The organism is Aminobacter sp. SR38 (assembly GCF_014843375.1).
GTDB lineage: Bacteria > Pseudomonadota > Alphaproteobacteria > Rhizobiales > Rhizobiaceae > Aminobacter > Aminobacter ciceronei.
Genome location: NZ_CP062112.1, coordinates 1,920,969 through 1,941,319, shown reverse-complemented (window position 1 = coordinate 1,941,319; position 20,351 = coordinate 1,920,969). Strand labels below are relative to the sequence as shown.

Here is a 20,351-nt window from a genome sequence, read left to right as displayed (position 1 = left end):
GCCGGAAGGAGACAGACATGACCTATACCAACTTCACGGTCGAAACCGATGCCGATGGCATCGCGCTCGTCACCTGGAACATGCCCGACCGCTCGATGAACGTCTTCACCGAAGAGGTGATGGGCGAGCTCGACAAGATCATCGACCAGGTCGTCGCCGACGCCGGCATCAAGGGCGCCGTCATCACCTCGGGCAAGGAGACCTTCTCCGGCGGTGCCGACCTCACCATGCTGCAGAAGATGCTCGGCATCTATGCCAAGGAGAAGTCCAAGGATCCGGAAAAGGCAGCCAAGCTCCTGTTCGACAATGCCGGCCGCATGGGCGCGTTGTGGCGAAAGCTCGAAACCTGCGGCAAGCCGTGGGTGTCGGCGATCAACGGCACCTGCATGGGCGGTGCCTTCGAGCTGTCGCTGGCTTGCCACGGACGTGTTGCGGCTGACTCGGACAAGGTCAAGATGGCCCTGCCGGAAGTGAAGGTCGGCATCTTCCCGGGCGCCGGCGGCACCCAGCGCGCGCCGAGGCTTGCCGACCCGCAGTCGGCGCTGCAGATGCTGACCTCGGGCCAGACGCTGTCGCCGCAGAAGGCGAAGGGCATGAATCTGATCCACGAGATCGCCGAGCCGAAGAAGCTGATCGAGACCGCCAAGGCGATGATCAGGAATGGCCTGAAGCCGGTCCAACCCTGGGACGAGAAGGGCTTCAAGCTGCCCGGCGGTCCCGTCTATTCTGCCGCAGGCGCCAATCTCTGGCCGCCGGCAATCGCCATCCTGCGCCGCGAGACCTATGGCAACTATCCGGCTGCGACAGCGATCCTGAAATGCGTCTATGAAGGCCTTTTGGTGCCGTTCGACACCGGCCTGCGGATAGAGCAGCGCTACTTCACCGAGATCATGCAGACCAGGGAAGCGGCAGCGATGATCCGCTCGCTGTTCGTGTCGCTGCAGGAGCTGAACAAGGGCGCTCGCCGCCCCGAAGGCATCGCCGATACCAAGTTCAAAAAGATCGGCATCATCGGCGCCGGCTTCATGGGGGCGGGCATTGCCTATGTCACGGCCAAGGCCGGCATTCCCGTGGTTCTGGTCGACCGGGATCAGGAAGCCGCCGACAAGGGCAAGGCGCATTCCGACAGCCTGATCTCCGACCAGGTCAAGAAGGGCCGTGCCAAGCCCGAGGAGCGTGAGAGGCTGTTGTCGCTGATCACGCCGAGCGCCGACTATGCCGACCTCGCCGGCTGCGACCTCGTGGTCGAGGCGGTGTTCGAGGATTCGGAAGTCAAGAAGGCGACGACCGAGAAGGCGGAAGCCGTGCTCAAGTCGTCGGCGGTGTTTGCCTCCAACACCTCGACCATACCGATCACCTCGCTTGGCAAGAACTCGGTTAGGCCGAAGAACTTCATCGGCATCCACTTCTTCTCGCCTGTCGACAAGATGATGCTGGTCGAGATCATCATGGGCAAGAAGACCGGCGACAAGGCGCTTGCGGTGGCGATGGACTTCGTCCGCGCCATCAAGAAGACGCCGATCGTCGTCAACGACACGCGTGGCTTCTACGTCAACCGCTGCGTGCTGCGCTACATGTCGGAAGCCTTCAAGATGCTGATCGAAGGCGTGCCGGCAGCGATGATCGAGAACGCCGCCAAGGCTGCCGGCATGCCCGTCGGCCCGCTGGCGCTGACCGACGAGACCGCCGTCGACCTCGCCCAGAAGATCATGAAACAGACCATCCGGGACCTCGGCGAGAAGGCTGTCGATCCACGCCAGATGGCGCTGATCAACACCATGGTCGACAGCCATGGTCGCCTCGGCCGCAAGAACACCAAGGGCTTCTACGATTACCCGGCAAAACCGGCGAAGAAGAAGCTGTGGCCCGGCCTCAAGGACCTCTATCCGCAGCTTGCTCCGGAGAAGGTCGATGTCGAGGAGATCAAGCAGCGCCTGCTGTCGGTCATCGCGCTCGAAGCCGTGCGCGTGATGGAGGAGGGCATCGTCACCGACCCGCGCGAGGCGGATGTCGGCTCGATCCTCGCCTTCGGCTTCGCGCCCTACACCGGCGGTGCGCTGTCCTACATCGACGGCATCGGCGCCAAGAAGTTCGTCAAGATCGCCAAGGACCTGCAGAAGAAGTACGGCGCCGAGTTCAAGGCGCCCAAGCTGCTGGTCGACATGGCCGAGAAGGGCGAGACCTTCTACCAGCGCTTCGATCCTTACGCGAAGGCAGAGGAAAAAAAGGCGGCCTGACGCAGCATGTACGTCTGGGCAAGACTGGCACGCATGGCCGCGACGAAATCTCGTCGCGGCCCTTACCGTTTTGGCGATGAGGGCCGGCTGTCGTTCCGCTGCCTGCCGACCGACATCGACTTCAACATGCATCTCAACAATGCGCGCTACATGATGCTGGCCGATGTCGGTCGCATCGACATCTTCATGCGCTCGGGCCTGATCGAGCTCGCCCGCAAGCGTGGCTGGGCACCGATGCTGGGTGGCCTGCAGACGGTGTTCGTGCGCGAAATCAGGTTGTGGAAGCGCTTCGACGTCGTCTCTTCAATCGAGACCTGGAGCGGCTCCGAGGTGATCGGCAAGCACCGCTTCGTGCTCGAAAACGGCGAGACAGCGGCGCTGATCATGACCAGCGCCGGTGTCTACGACCGGGCCAACCGCCGCTTCGTGCTGATCGACGATCTGGTGCGCGAGCTCGGCGCCGACATCACCCCGCGTGACGCCAGCGAGGAGGAGAGCATCTTCATCGCCTCGCACAAGGGCCTGCGCACGCTGGCGAAGTCGAAGGACTGATGCCGCTTCTGGCGGCGGGTGGAGAGTGCTAAAATAGCGAGACCTGAACGATTGTGCATTGGGAGGAGTGTTCGCCATGCGCATGATGCTGAAGGTCTCAATCCCCACCGAAGACGGCAACAGGGCGATCAAGGACGGCTCGCTGCCCCAGGCCATTGAACGCGTCATGGCCGACCTCACGCCGGAGGCAGCCTATTTCACTGCCGAGGCCGGGCGCCGCACGGCGTTCATCTTCCTCGATGTGGCCCATTCGTCCGACATGCCGCTGGTCGCGGAACGCTTCTTCTTCGGCTTCAACGCCAACGTCGACATGATCCCCGTGATGAATGCCGACGACTTGAGGAAGGGCCTGCCCGCGGTGATGGCCGCGCTGGCAGGCTGATCCCTTTCATCAGCGGCAGCGTGCAGACCTGCGACGCGGTCACTCTGGCTGTCCGCATTGGCGGTGGACAACGGCGACAGGCGTGGTTAAATGCCGAAAGGTATTTTTTCCTGTCCGAAGGAGAGCGCCATGCTCTCGCATGAACGTGTCTGGGCCGCGATCGACGCTCTCGCCGAGCGTTATTCGCTTTCGGCGTCGGGCCTCGCCAAGAAGGCCGGGCTCGACTCGACGGCGTTCAACAAATCCAAGCGCCAGTCCGTCGATGGGCGGCCGCGCTGGCCGTCGACGGAGTCGCTGGCCAAGATCATCGAGGCCACCAATTCCTCGCTCGAGGAGTTCCTGGGTTTTGTCGAACCGGTGCGAACGGTCAGCAGGGCCAAGGGACGGGAACGGGCGGCCGGCGTGCCGCTGCTCGGCTTCGCGCAGGCCGGCGCCGGCGGCTTTTTCGACGATGCCGGTTTTCCGGCAGGGCAGGGCTGGGACCTCATCGAGATTCCGGCGCGCGCCACCGAAAGCTCCTACGCGCTCGAGGTGCAGGGCGACTCGATGTTGCCGCTCTACCGCAATGGCGACGTCCTGATCGTCGAGCCTGGGGCCGTGGTGCGCAAAGGCGACCGCGTGGTGGTCAAGACGATCTCGGGCGAGGTCATGGCCAAGGTGCTGGAGCGCCAGACGCAAGGCATCATCGAACTGGTCTCGCTCAATCCCGAGCATCCGATCAGGCGTTTTCAGACCCATGAGGTCGAATGGGTGGCGCGCATCGTGTGGGCGAGCCAGTAAGGTGCGTCCGGCAGCCATAGCAGTCGCCGCCGCGGGGTTCGGCATCGCGGCTTTGCTCGTCACCATGGGCGGGCACAGGCTCGCGGCGATCGAGGCGCCCGAGATCGACGTGATTGACGAAAGCGACCTGCCTGACATGCCGCCGCCGGAAGAGGGTAGCACGTCGGCGGTCGAGCCGGAGGCGCTCGATGCCGAGGCTGCGTCGAGACCGGTGGCGCCTGAAGACATCGCCCCGCCGCCGCTCGAGCAGGGCGATCTTGTGCGCGAAGCACCGCGCCCGCCATTGAGCGAACTCAGCCTGGCGTTGCCGCCCAAGCCCAAGATGCCCGACGATTGGGACGGCACAACACTGTTCCAGCCGGTAGCGTCGGCTTCAGGCCTGATCGGGGCCAAAGGTTTCAGTGTGGCGATTGCGGGGGTGACCCCCGTCGATGTCGGCGAAAACTGCAGCTATGAGGGTAAGGAGTGGAACTGCGGAACGCGGGCGCGCACGGCGTTTCGCAGCTTTCTGCGCTCCCGCGCCGTGGTCTGCGATGTGCCGCCTCAGTCCGAGCGCGGCGTGATCGTTGCCCGCTGCCGCATTGGCAAGCAGGACGTCGGCGAATGGCTGGTCGCCAATGGCTGGGCCAAAGCCGAGGCCGGTGGTCCCTATGTCGAGGCGGGCAAGAAGGCCGAGGCCGAGAAGAAGGGCATCTACGGGCCGGTACCGACGCGCATCGAGATGACGCTCACGCCTGTGGGGACGAGCCTGCCCGCGGTCGAGCCGCCGCCATCCGAGCCGGCCGTCGAAGAGCCGGCGCAATAATTCAGGCGCTTTCGGGCAACCGCTCCAGATAGAGGTCGAATTCGTCGCGATGGGTTTCGATGAAGCCGTGGCGCTCGTAAAAGCGCCGGGCGTCGCTGCCGCGCAACACGTCGAGGCGGATTGGCTTGGCACTCTCATTGGCCTCGCCCAACAGCTGTCGCAATATGGCGCCGCCGACACCACGCCCCTGCGCTTGCGGCACGAGATAGAAGTGCTCGAGCAACAACGCGCCATCTTGTGGGCCAAAGGCGACGCAGCCTATCAGCTGTCCGGCCGGGTCCAGGATCAGGCGCGTATGCTCGGGGCGGAACGACGCGCGAAAGCGGGCACGCGCCCGCTCTGGATCGAAGCGGCCGATGCGCTCCAGGCTCGGCCGCATTGCAAGCAATCTAATCTCGAACAAGCGTTCGAAATCAGCCTCGCGGGCCGGCACCAGGCTGAACGCAGCGGCCGCGCCGGCAGGTGGCACGTCAGGCCGCCAACTTGCCTTCCAGCGCCTTGGTGATCAGCGCCCGGGTTTCGGCGATGCCGTAAAGGGCTGCGAACGAGCCGAAGCGGGGACCGCGTTCCTGGCCGATCAGCACCTGGTAGATCATCTGGAAGAAGGCGCCGGACACGCCGGGGCCACCCTCCGGACTCTTCTTGCTGTGGTCCTGGTAGCGCTCGATCTGGCGCGCGACGTTAAGCGAGGCATTCTGGATGGCTTCGCCGTCAGCACCCGCGGGCAGGTCGGCAAGCGCCTTTTCCAGCGCTTCCAGTGCCGCCCGCTCGACCTCGTCGGCCGGCCGGAAGGTCTTGGTCGGCTTCACGAAATCGTCGAAGTAGCGGACGGCATAGCCGGTCAGCTTGTCGAGCTCGGGATGCGTCTCGGGCGTCACGCCGGGCGCATGGCGCGAGATGAAGCCCCACAGAACTGCCTTGTCATGCGCGTTGGAGGCGCTGACCAGGTTGAGCAGCATCGAGAACGGCACGGGCATGTCGATAATAGGCGGGTTGCCGTCATGCATGTGCCAGACAGGATTGCCCAGCCGTTCCTTCCATTCCTGTCGCGGATACGCGGAGAGGAAAGTGTAGTACTCGTCGACGGCGCGCGGGATGACGTCGAAATAGAGCTTCTTGGCCTGGCGCGGGCGCTGGTACATGTAGAGCCCAAGGCTCTCGGTCGGCGCGTAGGTCAGCCACTCGTCGATGGTGAGGCCGTTGCCCTTCGACTTCGAGATCTTCTGGCCGTTCTCGTCGAGGAACAGTTCGTAGACGAAGTGCTCCGGCGCGTGCCCGCCCAAAAGGTTGCAGATGCGGTCGTAGATGACGGCATTGGTCTGGTGATCCTTGCCGAACATTTCGAAGTCGACGCCGAGCGCTGCCCAGCGCATGCCGAAGTCCGGCTTCCACTGCAGCTTGACCTTGCCGCCGGTGACCTCAAGCGTGGTTTCGGTGCCTTCGTCGTCGAAGGTGATGGTGCCGGCCTTGGCGTCGACATGCTTCATCGGCACGTAGAGCACGCGGCCGCTCTTGGGCGAAATCGGCAGGAACGGGCTGTATGTCGCCTGGCGCTCTTCGCCCAGCGTCGGCAGCATCACCGCCATGATCTGGTCGTAGCGCTCGGCGGCGCGCAGCAGCATCGCGTCGAACTTGCCGGCCTTGTAATACTCGGTCGCACTGGCGAACTCGTACTCGAAGCCGAAGGTGTCGAGGAAGCGGCAGAGCATGGCGTTGTTGTGGTCGCCGAAGCTGGCGTAGTCGCCGCCGAAAGGATTGGGCACCGCCGTGAGCGGCTTGTGCAGGTGCGGTTCGAGGAAGGCGCGGTCCGGCACGTTGTCGGGGATCTTGCGCATGCCGTCCATGTCGTCGGAGAAGCACAGCAGCTTCGTCTTGACCTTGCCTTCGGTCAGTACATGGAAGGCGTGGCGTACCATGGTGGTGCGCGCCACTTCACCGAAGGTGCCGATATGCGGCAGGCCGGATGGGCCGTAGCCGGTCTCGAACAGGACGATCTCGGGAAATTCTTTGCCTTTGTAGCGCTCGACGATCTTTTTGGCCTCTTCGAACGGCCAGGCTTTGCTTTCAGCCGCTGCCGCGAGAAGTTCGGGGTTGAGATCGATGGTGTTTGATCTCGTCATGTCGAGAGCCCTTTGATTGTTGGGCGGAGTTTCCGCCGAAGACGGCCATGCTCTATGCGCGCATGCCGCGGGCGTCAACGATTCCGGCCATTTTTCGTTGCAGTGACGGGGTTGCGTTCCTAAGTTCGGGCGAGATTCAACACTTTGGAGACCTCCATGCCCTTGCCGACTGCCCACGAGGCGCTGATCTATCTGATGGTCATCACCTCAGCTTCCGACCGCGACATGACCGATGTCGAGCTGGCGCGGATCGGCGAGGTGGTCAAGTCCTGGCCCGTCTTCATGGACTTCGACCAGAAGCGGCTGATCGGCGTGGCACAGGACTGCCAGGAACTGCTGCACGAGGAGCCGGGGCTGGAAGGCGTGCTCGAACTCGCCCGCCGGGCAATTCCGGAGCGGCTACATGACACGGCCTATGCGGCGGCCTTCGAGGTGGCTTCAGTCGATCTCGAAATGCGGATGGAGGAGGTGCGCATCCTGCAGCGCCTGCGCCATCACCTGAGCGTCGACGCGCTGACTGTCGCTGCAATCGAGCGCGCCACCAAGGCCCGCCACCGCTCCCTGACCTGAGTCGGTCGAGCCTTGGTCAGAAGAAGCTGACCGGGAAGTAGCGGAGATAGAGCTCGGCGAAGGTGCCCTTGGCCGAGATTTCGTGCAGCGCGTAGTCGAAGGCTGCGGCAAGTGCGGCATTGCCTGGCGTTGTCGCGATCGCAAGCCCGGTGCCGAGATACTCGGGCGCCAGGTAGGGCCCGCCGGCAAAGCGGCAGCAGCCGACGGCGTCGGTGCCGCTCAGCCAGAACGACAGGCGCATGCCGTCGCCGAAGACGGCGTCGAGCTTGCCGTCTTTGAGGTCTGCGTTGAGCCAGTCCGGCTTGGCATAGGTGACGACCTTCAGATTGCCGAAATAGTCCCTGAGCACACGCTCATGCGCCGAGCCGGCGATCACGCCGACACGCTTGTCGCGCAGCTTGTCGACCAGCGGCTCGGTGACGGCCTGCGCCTTCTTCATGATGAAGCGCGCTGGGAACTGCAGATAGGGCCGCGAGAAGGCGTATTTTTCGCGCGTCTCGGCCGTTGCCGGCACGCCGGCGATGAGGGCTTCGCCTTCGCCTGCGTTCAGCGCGCTGCCGAGCTCGTTCCAGGGCAGGGCCTGGATCTGGCATTTCTCGGCAATGCCGAGTTCCGCGCAGATGGCGCGGGCGAGGTCGACATGGAAGCCCGACAGGCGGCCCGCCTTGTCGATGAAGTTGAAGGGCGGGAAATCTGTGGTGGTCAGGAAACGCAGGCGCGGCAGCGTCGACAGATCAGGCTTCGGCAGCCGCTCCTTGCTGTCCCACAGCACCGGCACCTGCGGTTCGGCCGACCGGGCCGGGCCGGGCAGTGTTGCAAGCGACATGACGATCGCAAGCATCAGCGGTGCGGGGTTCATGTCTGCTCCGGGCCTTCGGTTGCCGCGTGTCCGGTCTGGACACGCGTCGCGATGATCACTGGCAGAAGCTTTAGCGTCGTCGTCGCGCACAGGCAAAGCGATTGTGGAACAATGCACCACAAGGGTCACAAGCCCCGAGGCGAAAAAGACAATCTAAGTTAATTAGTCGGCGTCTCACCCGTTCGGGGCATGGCCTCAAATGGGCCAATATGCATAATCGCCGGCGGGGAGTTGCAGCATGGGGGTGTTGCAATGCAACTGGACCAGTCGCCTTGGGGGGGACGCACCTGCGCGTGCGGGCTGTCTGAAACAGCTGGCGTGGCTTGGTTCGATTACTGTCGTAGTATCCAAATTTACGGCTCGCAGGCCGTGGGTGCGTGATGGTTGCGGTTGACTCCAGTCACGCGACCATCCGCCCCGCTTTTTCTGCGTCCGCGCTGTATTGCGCGCCACCGAAGCTCAGGCGTTCGACGAAGCAGACGGCACCACGCCTATGAGGCTGGTATGGCGCTGCCGGCTTGCGCTGAAACCAAAAGACCGCCGCAGCTTCTGAAGGCTGTGCGCGTTTGCGACGGCGTGTTGGGCGATGCTGCCATGGGCAGGTGGTGCTTGCTGTTTGAGCTTTGCCGGTGGTCGCCCCATTGGGCGAATACACCGCATCGGCGCCGCCGCGCGAGCTCACTCATTTGCCTTCAAACCGCTAGTCCTTCAGGAACTTCATGCCTTCGGCGATGATCTTGCCGTCGGGCCTGCCGACAACGTCGAGATCGCGGCCTTCATAAGGCAATGCCCGCAGGATATGGCGGATGACCGCGATGCGGCCGCGCCGCTTGTCGTTGGCCTGGACGACGATCCATGGCGCGTGCTGGGTGTGGGTCTTTTCGACCATCAGGTTCAGCGCCCTGGTGTAGTCGTCCCATTTGCTGATGCCGGCAATGTCCATCGGCGAGAACTTCCAGCTCTTGAGCAGGCTGTGGCGCCGGTCGTGGAAGCGCTTGAGCTGCATTTCCTGGCTGATGTCGAGCCAGAACTTGAAGAAGTGGATGCCCTCGTTGACGATCATCTTCTCGAAGCTCGGCGTTTCGTCGAGGAACTGACGGTGCTGTTCGGGCGTGCAGAAGCCCATGACCGGCTCGACTCCGGCGCGGTTGTACCAGGAGCGGTCGAAGGTGACGAACTCGCCCGAGGTCGGGAAATGCTCGACGTAGCGCTGGAAATACCATTGGCCGCGTTCGGTCTCGGTCGGCTTGGTCAGAGCAACGTCGCGCGCCGTGCGCGGGTTGAGGTATTGGCGCACCGCAGCGATGGTGCCACCCTTGCCGGCGGCGTCACGGCCCTCGAACAGGACGAGCACGCGCTTGCCGACAGCCTGCAACCAGGCCTGCAGCTTGACCAGTTCGATCTGCAGCTGTTCGATCGTCCTTTCGTATTCCTTCTGCGGCAGCTTGTCGTCATAGGGATAGTGGCCCGACGTCAGCGCCTTCTTGTCGATCCAGTCGGGCAGGACGGGGTCGTTGATGTCGAAGCTGCGCTCTTCCTTGCCGATCCTGATCTCGACGGGGCCGGCGACCGGCACCGGATCGACCTTAACCGCCGCGCTGGCGGCGTTGTCCTTCTTGCTTTCCTTGTCTTTTTTCATGACCTCGGCACCTTTCCAGCTCGGCAAGTCATGCTATTGGGTGGCTTGGGAGTGGTCCAGAGGCTTCTTGCAGGTGCTGCGGCACCGGAAACGTTCGTATGGCAGAGACCACCACGCAGACGAAGGCAAGGCGCACGGCGCGGATCGGGGTCGGCCGACTGTACCAGAACCGCTGGATGTTGGCCGCGGCGATCCTTGCCGTCCTCGCGGTCCATTTCTTCGGCGGCGTCTCCGTGCCCTTCACTTTTGGGACGATTGCAGCGCTAATCTTGTTCGCGCTCGTCGCGCCGCGCACGCCGGCAGCCCGCCGGCTGGCCGAGGCCAGCGCCGGCATCGAGCGCTCGCTGCTCGACAGGCTGTCGGGCGAGAAGCTGGCGGCAGCAGTTGCCGATCCGCTCATCATCTTCGACCGCGAAGGCACGGTGGTGCATGCCAATGCGGCTGCCGAGACGGCCTTCGGCGCGATCAGGCCCGACCTTCCGCTGCTTTTGAAGTTCCGTGCGCCCGAAATGCAGGTGCTGATCGAGACGGTGCTGGCGGGCGCGGGCAACGGGCAGGCTACGGACTATGTCGAGCGGGTGCCGTTCGAGCGTGTTTATCGCGTCACCGCGTCGGCGGTCGGGCGCGGCACCGGGCTGTTCGTGCTGGCATTCAAGGACCAGAGCGAGGCGCGCCGTATCGACCGTATGCGCGCCGACTTCATCGCCAACGCCAGCCATGAGCTGCGCACGCCGCTCGCCTCCATCGCCGGCTTCGTCGAGACGCTGCGCGGTCCGGCCCGCAACGATCCCAATGCGCGCGACCAGTTCCTGCAGATCATGCAGAACCAGACCGGCCGCATGGCTCGCCTGATCGACGATCTCTTGTCGCTGTCGCGGCTGGAGATGAAGCCCTATCTCAAGCCCGGCGTCCGCGTCGACCTGCGCCAGACGGTCGACGCGGTGATCGCCTCGCTCGGCCCTCTGGCCGGAGAGACCGGCGTGGTCGTCGAGCGCGATTTCGGCGATGGTTCGTTCGAGGTTCACGGTGACCGCGACGAGCTGTTCCAGGTGTTCCAGAACCTGCTCGAAAATGCCTGCAAATACGGCCAGTCGGGCGGGCGCGTGCAGGTGTCGATGCGGCGCGTCGGGCAGGGCAGCGAAGCCGAGCTTGAAGTCACCGTCCGCGACTTCGGTCCGGGCATTCCGGAAGAGCATATTCCACGCGTCACCGAGCGCTTCTACCGCGTCGATGTCGAGACCAGCCGTGCGCAGAAGGGCACCGGCCTCGGCCTGTCGATCGTCAAGCACATCCTGACGCGGCATGGCGCAAGGCTGTCGATCCGCTCGAAGCTGGGCGACGGCTCGGCCTTCACAGTGCATTTCCCCATCGCCTGAGCCGCAAGCAAAACTTGCCTTGTCGCATGCAGCGTCGACCGCCTGGCATGGACAGCCGGCCGACGCTTCTGCATTTCAATAATTCGCATTGACTCTAATTAGAAGAATTTCTAAATAATATCGCGGACACATTCAACGGCGGCCAGATGGGCATCAATGCGGTTTTTGAGGCGCTTTCACACCCGGTCCGGCGGCGGATCCTGGCGTTGCTCAAGAAGGGGCCGCTCAGTGCCGGCGAATTGGCAGGGCATTTCGATCTGACCAAACCGACGCTGTCGGTGCATTTCAACAAGCTCAAGCAGGCCGAGCTGGTCGCTGTCGAACGGCGCGGCACGAGCCTGATCTATCACCTCAACACGTCGATCCTCGAGGAGGCCCTAACAGGGCTCCTCAGCCTGAAGGACCCGGAACCATGAAGCAGGCCCTGTTTTCGCGCATCAATCTGGCGCTTGCGGCAGCCCTCGCTGCCGTCACGCTTGCCGGTTACCTGCTGGTGCCGGCGGGCTCGATGTTGCCGATCCATTGGGGGCCGAGCGGCGAGGCAGATGCATTCTGGCCGCGCGACACGGCATTGCTGCTGACGCCCGTGGCGGTTGTTACGCTGTCGGTGCTGCTGGCCTTCATCGGAAACCGGGCGGGACCGGAGCAGATGGCGTCGAGCAAACATGCCTTTGCGACCGTCATACCCCTCATGACCGGGCTGATGCTGACGATCCAGGGCTCGATCGTGCTGATCGGCCTCGGCTACCCCGACCAGATGGTGCGCGTCATCACGCTGTCGCTTGGCGTCATGCTGATCCTTGTGGGCAACGTCATGCCCAAAACCCAGCCCAATGCCATCGCCGGCGTGCGCTTGCCGTGGATCATGAATGATCCCGCGCTCTGGCGCGCGACGCAGCGGCTGACCGGCATGCTGTTCATTGCCGGCGGCATCGTGCTGGTGGTTTGCGCGCTGCTGGTGCAGCATCCGACCTGGCTGATCGCCGCACTGCTGGCGGCGTTCCTGGTGCCGCTGCTCGTGGGTGGCATCTACAGTTACCGGTTGGCCAATCACACGCGATGATTGCCCGAAGCCGGCAAAGCGATCTTTCCGATGTGCAGACCTGGCAGATTTCGTCGCGCCGGCGCTAAATCCTTCCCCGGTTTCTTTTTTCCGTCATGCGGCTAGCGTAAAGCGCTAGATTCAGGATCACGATTCCCCAACGGGAACCGACGAAAGAAAATTCGGCCATGCAGTCACAACATATTGTCAGTGCCTACGACGACGAGCTGAAATTCCTGGCGCGGAAGATCGCCGCGATGGGCGGCCAGGCTGAGCGTATGGTCGATCAGGCGATCGCCGCTCTGGTCAATGCCGACCCGGCACTTGGCCAGAGGGTGATCCAGGACGACATCGTGCTCGACGAGGCCCAGCGCGAGATCGACGACAAGGCGATCCTGATCATCGCCAGGCGCCAGCCGATGGCGACCGACCTGCGCGAGATCGTCGGCGCGATCCGTATCTCGGCCGATCTCGAACGCGTTGGCGACCTTGGCAAGAACATCGCCAAGCGCGTGCTGGCGGTGGCCGAGGGCCGGCAACCCAACAGCCTGTTCCGCGGCCTGGAGGCGTTGGCGGAACTCGCGCTGACCCAGCTCAAGGAAGTGCTCGACGTCTACGCCTCGCGTTCGGTCGAGCGTATCGGCTTCGTGCGCGACCGCGACGAGCAGATCGACGCCATGTACACCTCGCTGTTCCGCGAGCTTTTGACCTACATGATGGAAGATCCGCGCAACATCACCCCGTGCACGCACCTGCTGTTCGTCGCCAAGAACATCGAGCGCATCGGTGACCACGCCACCAACATTGCCGAGACGATCTATTACATCGTCACCGGAGAGCAGATGCCGCCCGAGCGCCCCAAGGAAGACAAGAGCCATCGCGTGACGCTGGAAGGCGAGGGAAAGTCGGGCTGAGCCACGATGGACGCGGGCTCTTCTGCGCCGGGTGGTGAAGGTCTAGAATAGTCTCCGATTGGCGGGGCTGATCCCCGCAGGGGTGCAGCATGACCGAACTGGCCAGGAAGTTCGACAAGGACCCCGAGCTGGAAGGCGGTGTCGTCGCCTCCAGCGTCTATTTCGGCGGCCGTCGTATTGCCGACATCCCGATCGAAGAAGCCGGCCTCTGGGCGGCCAAGGAAGGCCACGTCGTCTGGATTGGCCTGCTCGAGCCGGCCCGCGAGCTGCTGCTCAGGGTGCAGCGCCAGTTCAATCTGCACGACCTTGCCATTGAGGACGCCGAGCATCCGCACCAACGTCCCAAGATCGAGCAATATGGCGATGCCTTGTTCATCGTCGCACGCACAGCGCAGTTGGTGCAGGGTCGGGTGAATTTCGGCGAGACACACATGTTCGTCGGCAAGGGCTACATCGTCAGCGTCCGCCACGGCGTCTCGACCTCCTATGCCGCTGTCCGCCAGCATTGGGAAAGCTGTCCGAGCGCGCTGGCAAAAGGCGAGGACTTCATTCTCTACGCGATCCTCGATTTCATCGTCGACAACTACATGCCGGTGCTTGAGCAGATCGAGGAAGAGGTCGACCTCATCGAGGATGGCGTTCTGGCGCGGCCGATGACGTCGAAGGACATCGAGCGGCTCTACATGCTGCGGCGTGACCTGTTGCGCCTGCGCAATGCCGCCGGCCCACTGGTCGAGGTCTGTCGCCGCCTGACCAGCGCCGACCTGCCGCAGTTGCGACCGGCGATGCATCCGCTGTTTCGCGACGTCACCGACCATATCCGCACCGTGCTGGAAAAGGTCGACAATCTGCGCGAGGTGCTGGCCTTCGCCTTCGAGGCGAGCCTGCTTGTCGGCCAAAGCCAGGAAACGGCGATCGCCAAGAAGCTCGCCTCCTGGGCGGCCATCCTGGCCGTGCCGACGGCGCTTGCCGGCATCTACGGCATGAATTTTGCCGAGATGCCCGAGCTGCATTTCGAGTACGGCTATCCCACCGTGCTGGTCGCGATCGCGACGATCTGCTCGATCCTGTACTGGCGCTTCAGGAAGAACGGGTGGCTGTGAGAGCAGCAAATGGTGAGTAGCGGATAAGAAAAGGCCCCGGAACGCTTGGCGATCCGAGGCCTTTTTCAATTGTACTGTTTGCTATTCGCTCAGCGCGAGCGGCGGCGCTCCGAGGCCGGCTGGAAGGCGATCTTCGAGTGGTAGCCGCAATAGGGCCCACTCTCACCGGCTTCGTTGCCGCAGAAACTGAAGTCTTCGCTCAGCGGATCGCCGTTCGGCCACTTGCACGTGCGCTCGCTGAGCTGAACCAGCTGCAGGCGGCGCGAGATCGGCACGACGACGTTCTCAACCGGGCGGATGTACTGGCGGGCAACCGGCTCGACCTCGAACTGCGCCTGCAGCGCGGTTGCGCCGATGCTGGCGGTCACGGTGCGCGTCGCCGTGACTGTGCGCTGCACAGTCTTGGTCGCGGTCGTTGCCTGCGTCGTCTTCTTCTGACGCGCCGGGGCAGCCGTCGCGCGGCCGCGGCTCGACAATTTCAGGCGGTGAACCTTGCCGATGACGGCATTGCGGCTGACGCCGCCCAATTGCGCCGCGATCTGGCTCGCGCTCAGACCTTCCGACCACAATTTCCTGAGTAGTTCGACCCGCTCGTCAGTCCAATTCATGAGACCGTGCTCCTGATTTAACGCGCAGTACTCGGAATCCTTTTCCGTCCGGGCAAAGCCGGTTGGACACCACATCTATTCGGTGATTATGTCCGCCGCACGAAATCTAGTTATTTCTCAATTACAATTACCGATGCGCTGACTCCGTGACAAGAGTCCGAGAGGGCAGCACGATTCGGTTTTTACGGTTTTCCCCAACTTGCCGAGATAACGTGGCTACGCGGCAACGGGTGGCTTGGAATGCGCTGGCATAAGCGACGTTTTCGTTGACTTCATGGCAGAAAAACCTGATATAGCCGCAGGCCGCCGCTCTGAGGCGGCTTTTTGATTTTCCGGGCTTCGGAGAGACATATAATGAGCGGTTCGGCGCTTTTCGAGACGTTTGCTCGTGCACCTCTGGCTTTCGAGCGAGGTGAGGGTTCCTGGCTGATCACCGAAACCGGCGAGCGATACCTCGATTTTGCTGGTGGCATCGCGGTGAATTCGTTGGGCCACAGCCATCCGCATCTCGTCCAGGCACTGACCGAGCAGGCTGCCAAGCTCTGGCACGTCTCCAACCTGTACCAGATCCCCGGCCAGAGCCGGCTTGGCGAACGCCTGGCCGAAAACTCCTTCGCCGACCGCGTCTTCTTCACCAATTCGGGTGCGGAAGCGCTGGAGTGCGCGATCAAGACGGCGCGCCGCTACCAGTATGTGAAGGGGCACCCCGAGCGTTACCGCGTCATCACCTTCGAGGGCGCCTTCCATGGCCGCACCCTGGCGACAATTGCCGCCGGCGGCCAGGCCAAATATCTTGAGGGCTTCGGTCCGAAGGTCGAAGGCTTCGACCAGGTCGCTTTTGACGACATCGATGCGGCGGAGAAGCTGATCGGACCGGAGACGGCGGCGATCATGCTCGAGCCGGTGCAGGGCGAGGGCGGCATCCGTCCGTTCCCGACCGCATCCCTGAAGCGCCTGCGCCAGCTTTGCGACAAGCACGGCCTGCTCTTGATTTTCGACGAAGTCCAGTGCGGCATCGGCCGGACCGGCAAGCTGTTTGCCCATGAATGGGCCGGCGTCAATCCGGACCTGATGGCGATCGCCAAGGGCATCGGCGGCGGTTTCCCGATGGGTGCCTGCCTGGCCACCGAAGAGGCAGCAAGCGCGATGACTGCCGGCGTGCATGGCACCACCTTTGGCGGCAATCCGCTTGCCATGGCCGTCGGCAATGCCGTGCTCGACGTCGTGCTCGATGAAGGCTTCCTCGATGAGGTCAGCCGCAAGGCACTGCTGATCAAGCAGGGTCTCGCCGCCGTCGCCGACGAGTTCCCCGACGTGATCGAGGGTATCCGCGGTTCCGGCCTGATGCTCGGTCTCAAATGCACCATGCCCAACACCAAGGTGAACATGGCGCTGCGTGACCACAAGCTGCTTGCGGTGCCCGCAGGTGATAATGTGATCCGCCTGCTACCGCCGCTGACGACCAGCGACGCGGACATCCAAGAGGCGCTCGCGCGGGTTCGCGCCGGAGCTGCCAGCCTTTCCAAGGCCGCCGCCAGCGGCGGCTGAACCCAAGGAAGTTACATGACCAGCGGGATTCGCCATTTCACCGACCTCTCGGCACTTTCCGGGAGCGACCTTCGCGGGATTCTCGACGACGCAGCCAAGCGCAAGGCGCGCCTGAAAGCCGGCGAGCGATCGAAGCCGCTGGAGGGCAAGGTGCTGGCGATGATCTTCGACAAGCCGTCGACCCGCACGCGCATCTCGTTCGATGTCGGCATGCGTCAGCTTGGCGGCGAAACCATCATGCTGACCGGCACCGAGATGCAGCTCGGCCGCTCGGAATCGATCGCCGACACCGCCAAGGTGCTGTCGCGCTATGTCGACGCGATCATGATCCGCACCACCGCGCATGACCGACTGCTCGAGCTGACCGAGAATGCGACCGTTCCCGTCATCAACGGCCTGACCGACGACACCCATCCGTGCCAGCTGATGGCCGATATCCTCACCTTCGAGGAGCATCGCGGCCCGGTGCGCGGCAAGACCTTTGCCTGGACCGGTGACGGCAACAACGTGCTGCACTCGCTGCTCGAGGCTTCGGCCCGCTTCAGCTTCAACGTCAACATCGCCGTGCCCGAAGGCAGCGAGCCGGAGCAGAAGTACATCGACTGGGCCCGCGCCAATGGCGGCAAGGTCATGATCACGCGCTCGCCCGAAGACGCGGTTCGCGGTGTCGACACCATCGTCACCGACTGCTGGGTGTCGATGGGCCAGGAGCATCGCGCCCGCGGCCATAACGTGTTCCTGCCTTATCAGGTCAATTCCGACCTGATGAAGCATGCCAAGCCCGACGCCCTGTTCATGCACTGCCTGCCGGCGCATCGCGGTGAGGAAGTGACCGACGAGGTCATCGACGGCCCGAACTCGGTGGTCTTCGACGAGGCGGAAAACCGGCTGCACGCGCAGAAGGCCGTGCTCGCCTGGTGCCTGGGCGCTTGAATGCGTGATCCCGCGACCCTATCTGGGGCGGGATCATTCAATTATCATCAAAGCCATGTTCTGCGACCGTCGGCGGACCGACCGGGCGCGGAACTCTATAGATGGGATAAGTTCCAGTGACTGACACCGAACGCAAGCTCGGCGAATTCGGGTTCGCCGGCGACGACCATGTCGTTCCATTCCAGGTCGAGCCGCTCGACGTGCGTGGCCGCACCGTCCAACTCGGCCCGCTGCTCGACCAGATCCTCGGACGGCACGACTATCCCGAGCCGGTGGCCAGGCTCCTGGCTGAGGCCTGTGTGGTCACGGTGCTGCTCGGCACGTCGCTGAAATTCGAAGGCAAGTTCATCTTCCAGACCCGCACTGACGGGCCGGTCGACATGCTGGTCGCCGACTTCACCACGCCGCATTCGCTGCGCGCCTATGCACGCTTCGACGCCGACCGCGTCGATGCGGCGATAGAGGCCGGCATGACCGCGCCCGAGGATCTGCTCGGGAGCGGCGTGCTGGCGCTGACCATCGATCAGGGCGAGCATACCCAACGCTACCAGGGCATCGTCGAACTCAACGGCATCACGCTGGAAGAGGCGGCGCGCGCCTATTTCCGCCAGTCGGAACAGATCCCCACCGAGGTCAAGCTGTCGGTGGCAAAGCTCGTGCTGCCGGCCGAAGGCGGCCCGCGCGAGCATTGGCGTGCCGGCGGCCTGTTGGCGCAGTTCCTGCCCGACTCGCCCGAGCGCCGGCGCGTGGCCGACATCCATGGCGGCGACGGCGACGAGCGCGACATCGCAGTCCACCCGGACGACAACTCCTGGCAGGAGCTTCTGGCGCTGGTCGGAACCATCGAGCCGACCGAACTGATCGACCCGACGGTCGGCACCGAAAGGCTGCTCTACCGCCTGTTCCACGAGCATGGCGTGGTCGTCTATGACGGCGTTCGCGTTGTCGACGAATGCTCGTGTTCGGGCCAGAAGATCAAGGGCATCCTGCAGGGCTTCACGGCCGAGGAAATCACTGACAGCGTCGAAGACGGCGTCATCCGCGTCGCCTGTGAGTTCTGCTCCAAGTCCTACGAATTCGACCCGGCAGAATTCGCACCGGTACAGTGAAGTCGGGCGCAATGATGCGTCAGTTCAGCCTGTGGCGAGCATCGGGCAAGTCCAGCGAGAAGGCCGGGATGGCGATGTCGAACATCTCGCCCGCCTCGTTGCGCATGGTGTAGCGCCCGACCATGATGCCTGACGGCGTCGAGAGCGGGCAGCCGGACGCATATTGATAGCTGTCGCCGGGATTGAGCTCGGGCTGGTCGCCGACCACGCCCGGGCCGCGCACTTCTTCGACCTTGCCGCTCGCATCGGTGATGTGCCAGTAGCGCGACAGCAACTGGACGAATTCGTCGGAATTGTTCTCGATGGTGACGCGGTAACCCCAGACGTAGCGGTTTTCCGATGGCTCCGACTGGTCCACCAGATAGAAGGGCTCGACCTCGACCGCGATGTTGCGGGTGATTGCGCGATACATATGCTGCGCTCCTTGGCCTGCACGATGACAGAGTCCGCCGCGCGAGGCTGCGGGTCAACTGCTGTTCGACAAAATCACGCCGATTGTGATGAGGCTGTGACGGATCTTACCGCCGGCTCGAACGGCGCTCCCGGTTGCGGAGCGCCGTTGTCCTGGGCGTTTAGCGCGCCGCCTTCAGCGCGTCGCCGATGTCGTTGAGCAGGTCGTCGGCGTCTTCGAGGCCGACCGACAGACGCAGCGTGCCGTCGTCGATGCCGAGCTCGGCGCGGGCCTCGTCGGTGAGGTTCTTGTGCGTCGTCGTCGCCGGATGGGTGATCAGGCTCTTGGCGTCGCCGAGATTGTTCGAGATCAGCACGATCCGCAGCGCGTTCTCGAAGGCGAAAGCGGCTTTCTTGCCGCCCTTGACGTCGAAGCAGATCAGCGTCGAGCCGCCCGACATCTGGCGCTTGACGATGTCGGCCTGCGGGTGGTCGGCGCGGCCCGGATAGATCAGGCGCGACACTTCAGGCTGCTCGGCGAGGAAGTCGGCGATCTTTCCGGCGGTCTCGGTCTGCTGGCGCACGCGCAGCGGCAGTGTCTCCAAGCCCTTGAGCAGCGTCCAGGCGTTGAACGGCGACAGGCTCGGGCCAGTGTGGCGGAAGTAGTCGTGCAGGTTCTCATCGATCCACTTCTTGTCCGACAGGATGACGCCGCCGAGGCAGCGGCCCTGGCCGTCGATGTGCTTGGTGGCAGAATAGACGACGACATGGGCGCCGAGCTCGAGCGGCTTCTGCTGCATCGGCGTGGCGAAGACATTGTCGACGACGAGGCGTGCGCCGATCGAATTGGCAAGGGTCGCGACCGCCGCGATGTCGACGACTTCGAGCGTCGGGTTGGTCGGGCTTTCCAGGAAGAACAGCTTGGTGTTGGGCTGGACCGCCTTTTCCCAGTTCTCGATCAGCGTGCCGTCGACCAGCGTCGCCTCGATGCCATACTTGGGCGCCAGCGTCTCGACGACCCAACGGCACGAGCCGAACAGGGCACGGGCAGCAACGATGTGGTCGCCGGCCTTCAAGCCGCACAGGATGGCGGCGGTGACGGCCGCCATGCCGGAGGCGGTGGCACGTGCGTCCTCCGCGCCTTCGAGCGCACACATGCGCTTTTCGAACATGTCGACGGTGGGATTGGCGTAGCGCGAATAGATGAAGCCGGGGGTCTCGCCCTTGAAGCGGGCCTCGGCGCTTTCGGCGCTTTCATAGACATAGCCCTGGGTCAGGAAGATCGATTCCGAGGTCTCGCCGAAGCCGGAGCGAAGGCTGCCGCCATGGACGAGGGTGGTCTGGGGTTTCCAGTTACGCTGCTTTTCGGAGCTCATAGCCAAAT

Annotated in this window: 21 protein-coding genes; 14 read left to right on the top strand and 7 right to left on the bottom strand. The window is 63.6% G+C overall.

Going from position 1 to position 20,351, the window contains the following annotated elements; translation table 11 throughout:
• Positions 1 to 17: 17 nt before the first annotated feature.
• The 5 genes from IG197_RS09455 (at position 18) to IG197_RS09435 (ending at position 4,756) form a co-directional block, all read left to right on the top strand.
• The gene (locus tag IG197_RS09455; RefSeq protein WP_192318435.1) at positions 18 to 2,237 is read left to right on the top strand and encodes an FAD-dependent oxidoreductase; all 2,220 of its coding nucleotides are present in this window, start codon (positions 18 to 20) and stop codon (positions 2,235 to 2,237) included.
• Positions 2,238 to 2,243: 6 nt separating this feature from the next.
• Positions 2,244 to 2,789, top strand: a complete 546-nt coding sequence (locus tag IG197_RS09450; RefSeq protein ID WP_067965439.1) for a thioesterase family protein — start codon at positions 2,244 to 2,246, stop codon at positions 2,787 to 2,789.
• A gap of 76 nt (positions 2,790 to 2,865) precedes the next feature.
• Positions 2,866 to 3,171: a hypothetical protein gene (locus IG197_RS09445; protein ID WP_192318434.1), complete on the top strand. Its 306-nt coding sequence runs from the start codon at positions 2,866 to 2,868 to the stop codon at positions 3,169 to 3,171.
• A 129-nt stretch (positions 3,172 to 3,300) separates the two neighbouring features.
• Positions 3,301 to 3,951, top strand: a complete 651-nt coding sequence (locus tag IG197_RS09440) for a helix-turn-helix transcriptional regulator (protein WP_192318432.1) — start codon at positions 3,301 to 3,303, stop codon at positions 3,949 to 3,951.
• Between the two features lies 1 nt (position 3,952).
• Positions 3,953 to 4,756, top strand: a complete 804-nt coding sequence (locus tag IG197_RS09435; protein WP_192318431.1) for a thermonuclease family protein — start codon at positions 3,953 to 3,955, stop codon at positions 4,754 to 4,756.
• A 1-nt stretch (position 4,757) separates the two neighbouring features.
• Here the strand turns inward: IG197_RS09435 and IG197_RS09430 are convergent, their stop codons facing one another.
• Complete coding sequence (locus tag IG197_RS09430; protein ID WP_246765346.1) at positions 4,758 to 5,189, bottom strand: GNAT family N-acetyltransferase; 432 nt, start codon at positions 5,187 to 5,189, stop codon at positions 4,758 to 4,760.
• Between the two features lie 37 nt (positions 5,190 to 5,226).
• Positions 5,227 to 6,876: a lysine--tRNA ligase gene (locus IG197_RS09425; protein WP_192318429.1), complete on the bottom strand. Its 1,650-nt coding sequence runs from the start codon at positions 6,874 to 6,876 to the stop codon at positions 5,227 to 5,229.
• A 156-nt stretch (positions 6,877 to 7,032) separates the two neighbouring features.
• On the opposite strand from IG197_RS09425, the gene IG197_RS09420 reads away from it, so the two are divergent.
• Positions 7,033 to 7,446, top strand: coding sequence for a tellurite resistance TerB family protein (locus IG197_RS09420; RefSeq protein WP_067965428.1), 414 nt, complete (start codon positions 7,033 to 7,035; stop codon positions 7,444 to 7,446).
• Positions 7,447 to 7,462: 16 nt separating this feature from the next.
• On the opposite strand, the gene IG197_RS09415 is transcribed toward IG197_RS09420, so the two are convergent.
• Positions 7,463 to 8,305 carry a transporter substrate-binding domain-containing protein gene (locus IG197_RS09415; protein WP_154387161.1) on the bottom strand — a complete coding sequence of 281 codons (843 nt, stop codon included), beginning with the start codon at positions 8,303 to 8,305 and terminating at the stop codon, positions 7,463 to 7,465.
• Between the two features lie 700 nt (positions 8,306 to 9,005).
• Positions 9,006 to 9,944: a polyphosphate kinase 2 gene (ppk2, locus tag IG197_RS09410; protein WP_192318427.1), complete on the bottom strand. Its 939-nt coding sequence runs from the start codon at positions 9,942 to 9,944 to the stop codon at positions 9,006 to 9,008.
• 98 nt (positions 9,945 to 10,042) lie between these two features.
• On the opposite strand from ppk2, the gene IG197_RS09405 reads away from it, so the two are divergent.
• The 5 genes from IG197_RS09405 (at position 10,043) to IG197_RS09385 (ending at position 14,379) form a co-directional block, all read left to right on the top strand.
• Positions 10,043 to 11,320: an ATP-binding protein gene (locus IG197_RS09405; protein ID WP_192318425.1), complete on the top strand. Its 1,278-nt coding sequence runs from the start codon at positions 10,043 to 10,045 to the stop codon at positions 11,318 to 11,320.
• Positions 11,321 to 11,466: 146 nt separating this feature from the next.
• The gene (locus tag IG197_RS09400; protein WP_210346905.1) at positions 11,467 to 11,736 is read left to right on the top strand and encodes an autorepressor SdpR family transcription factor; all 270 of its coding nucleotides are present in this window, start codon (positions 11,467 to 11,469) and stop codon (positions 11,734 to 11,736) included.
• A complete protein-coding gene (locus IG197_RS09395; RefSeq protein ID WP_192318423.1) occupies positions 11,733 to 12,383 on the top strand; it encodes an SdpI family protein in 651 nt (216 codons plus the stop codon). Before IG197_RS09400 ends, IG197_RS09395 begins: the two co-directional genes overlap by 4 nt.
• A gap of 167 nt (positions 12,384 to 12,550) precedes the next feature.
• The gene (phoU, locus tag IG197_RS09390; RefSeq protein ID WP_067965420.1) at positions 12,551 to 13,276 is read left to right on the top strand and encodes a phosphate signaling complex protein PhoU; all 726 of its coding nucleotides are present in this window, start codon (positions 12,551 to 12,553) and stop codon (positions 13,274 to 13,276) included.
• Positions 13,277 to 13,365: 89 nt separating this feature from the next.
• Positions 13,366 to 14,379 carry a magnesium and cobalt transport protein CorA gene (locus IG197_RS09385; protein WP_154387160.1) on the top strand — a complete coding sequence of 338 codons (1,014 nt, stop codon included), beginning with the start codon at positions 13,366 to 13,368 and terminating at the stop codon, positions 14,377 to 14,379.
• Between the two features lie 89 nt (positions 14,380 to 14,468).
• On the opposite strand, the gene IG197_RS09380 is transcribed toward IG197_RS09385, so the two are convergent.
• Positions 14,469 to 14,987 (bottom strand): GcrA family cell cycle regulator, encoded by a 519-nt coding sequence (locus IG197_RS09380; RefSeq protein ID WP_067965418.1) that lies wholly within the window; start codon positions 14,985 to 14,987, stop codon positions 14,469 to 14,471.
• 354 nt (positions 14,988 to 15,341) lie between these two features.
• On the opposite strand from IG197_RS09380, the gene IG197_RS09375 reads away from it, so the two are divergent.
• The 3 genes from IG197_RS09375 to IG197_RS09365 all read left to right on the top strand — a co-directional run bounded on the left by IG197_RS09375 (position 15,342) and on the right by IG197_RS09365 (position 18,577).
• Positions 15,342 to 16,535: an aspartate aminotransferase family protein gene (locus IG197_RS09375; protein ID WP_192318421.1), complete on the top strand. Its 1,194-nt coding sequence runs from the start codon at positions 15,342 to 15,344 to the stop codon at positions 16,533 to 16,535.
• A 15-nt stretch (positions 16,536 to 16,550) separates the two neighbouring features.
• Entirely contained in the window at positions 16,551 to 17,468 is a 918-nt protein-coding gene (gene argF, locus IG197_RS09370; protein ID WP_182576003.1) for an ornithine carbamoyltransferase, read from the top strand.
• A 116-nt stretch (positions 17,469 to 17,584) separates the two neighbouring features.
• A complete protein-coding gene (locus IG197_RS09365) occupies positions 17,585 to 18,577 on the top strand; it encodes an Hsp33 family molecular chaperone (RefSeq protein WP_182576004.1) in 993 nt (330 codons plus the stop codon).
• A gap of 19 nt (positions 18,578 to 18,596) precedes the next feature.
• On the opposite strand, the gene apaG is transcribed toward IG197_RS09365, so the two are convergent.
• Together apaG and IG197_RS09355 are read right to left on the bottom strand one after the other, a co-directional pair.
• Entirely contained in the window at positions 18,597 to 18,989 is a 393-nt protein-coding gene (apaG, locus tag IG197_RS09360) for a Co2+/Mg2+ efflux protein ApaG (RefSeq protein ID WP_115733334.1), read from the bottom strand.
• 160 nt (positions 18,990 to 19,149) lie between these two features.
• Positions 19,150 to 20,343 (bottom strand): O-succinylhomoserine sulfhydrylase, encoded by a 1,194-nt coding sequence (locus IG197_RS09355; RefSeq protein ID WP_067965413.1) that lies wholly within the window; start codon positions 20,341 to 20,343, stop codon positions 19,150 to 19,152.
• Between the last annotated feature and the right edge of the window lie 8 nt (positions 20,344 to 20,351).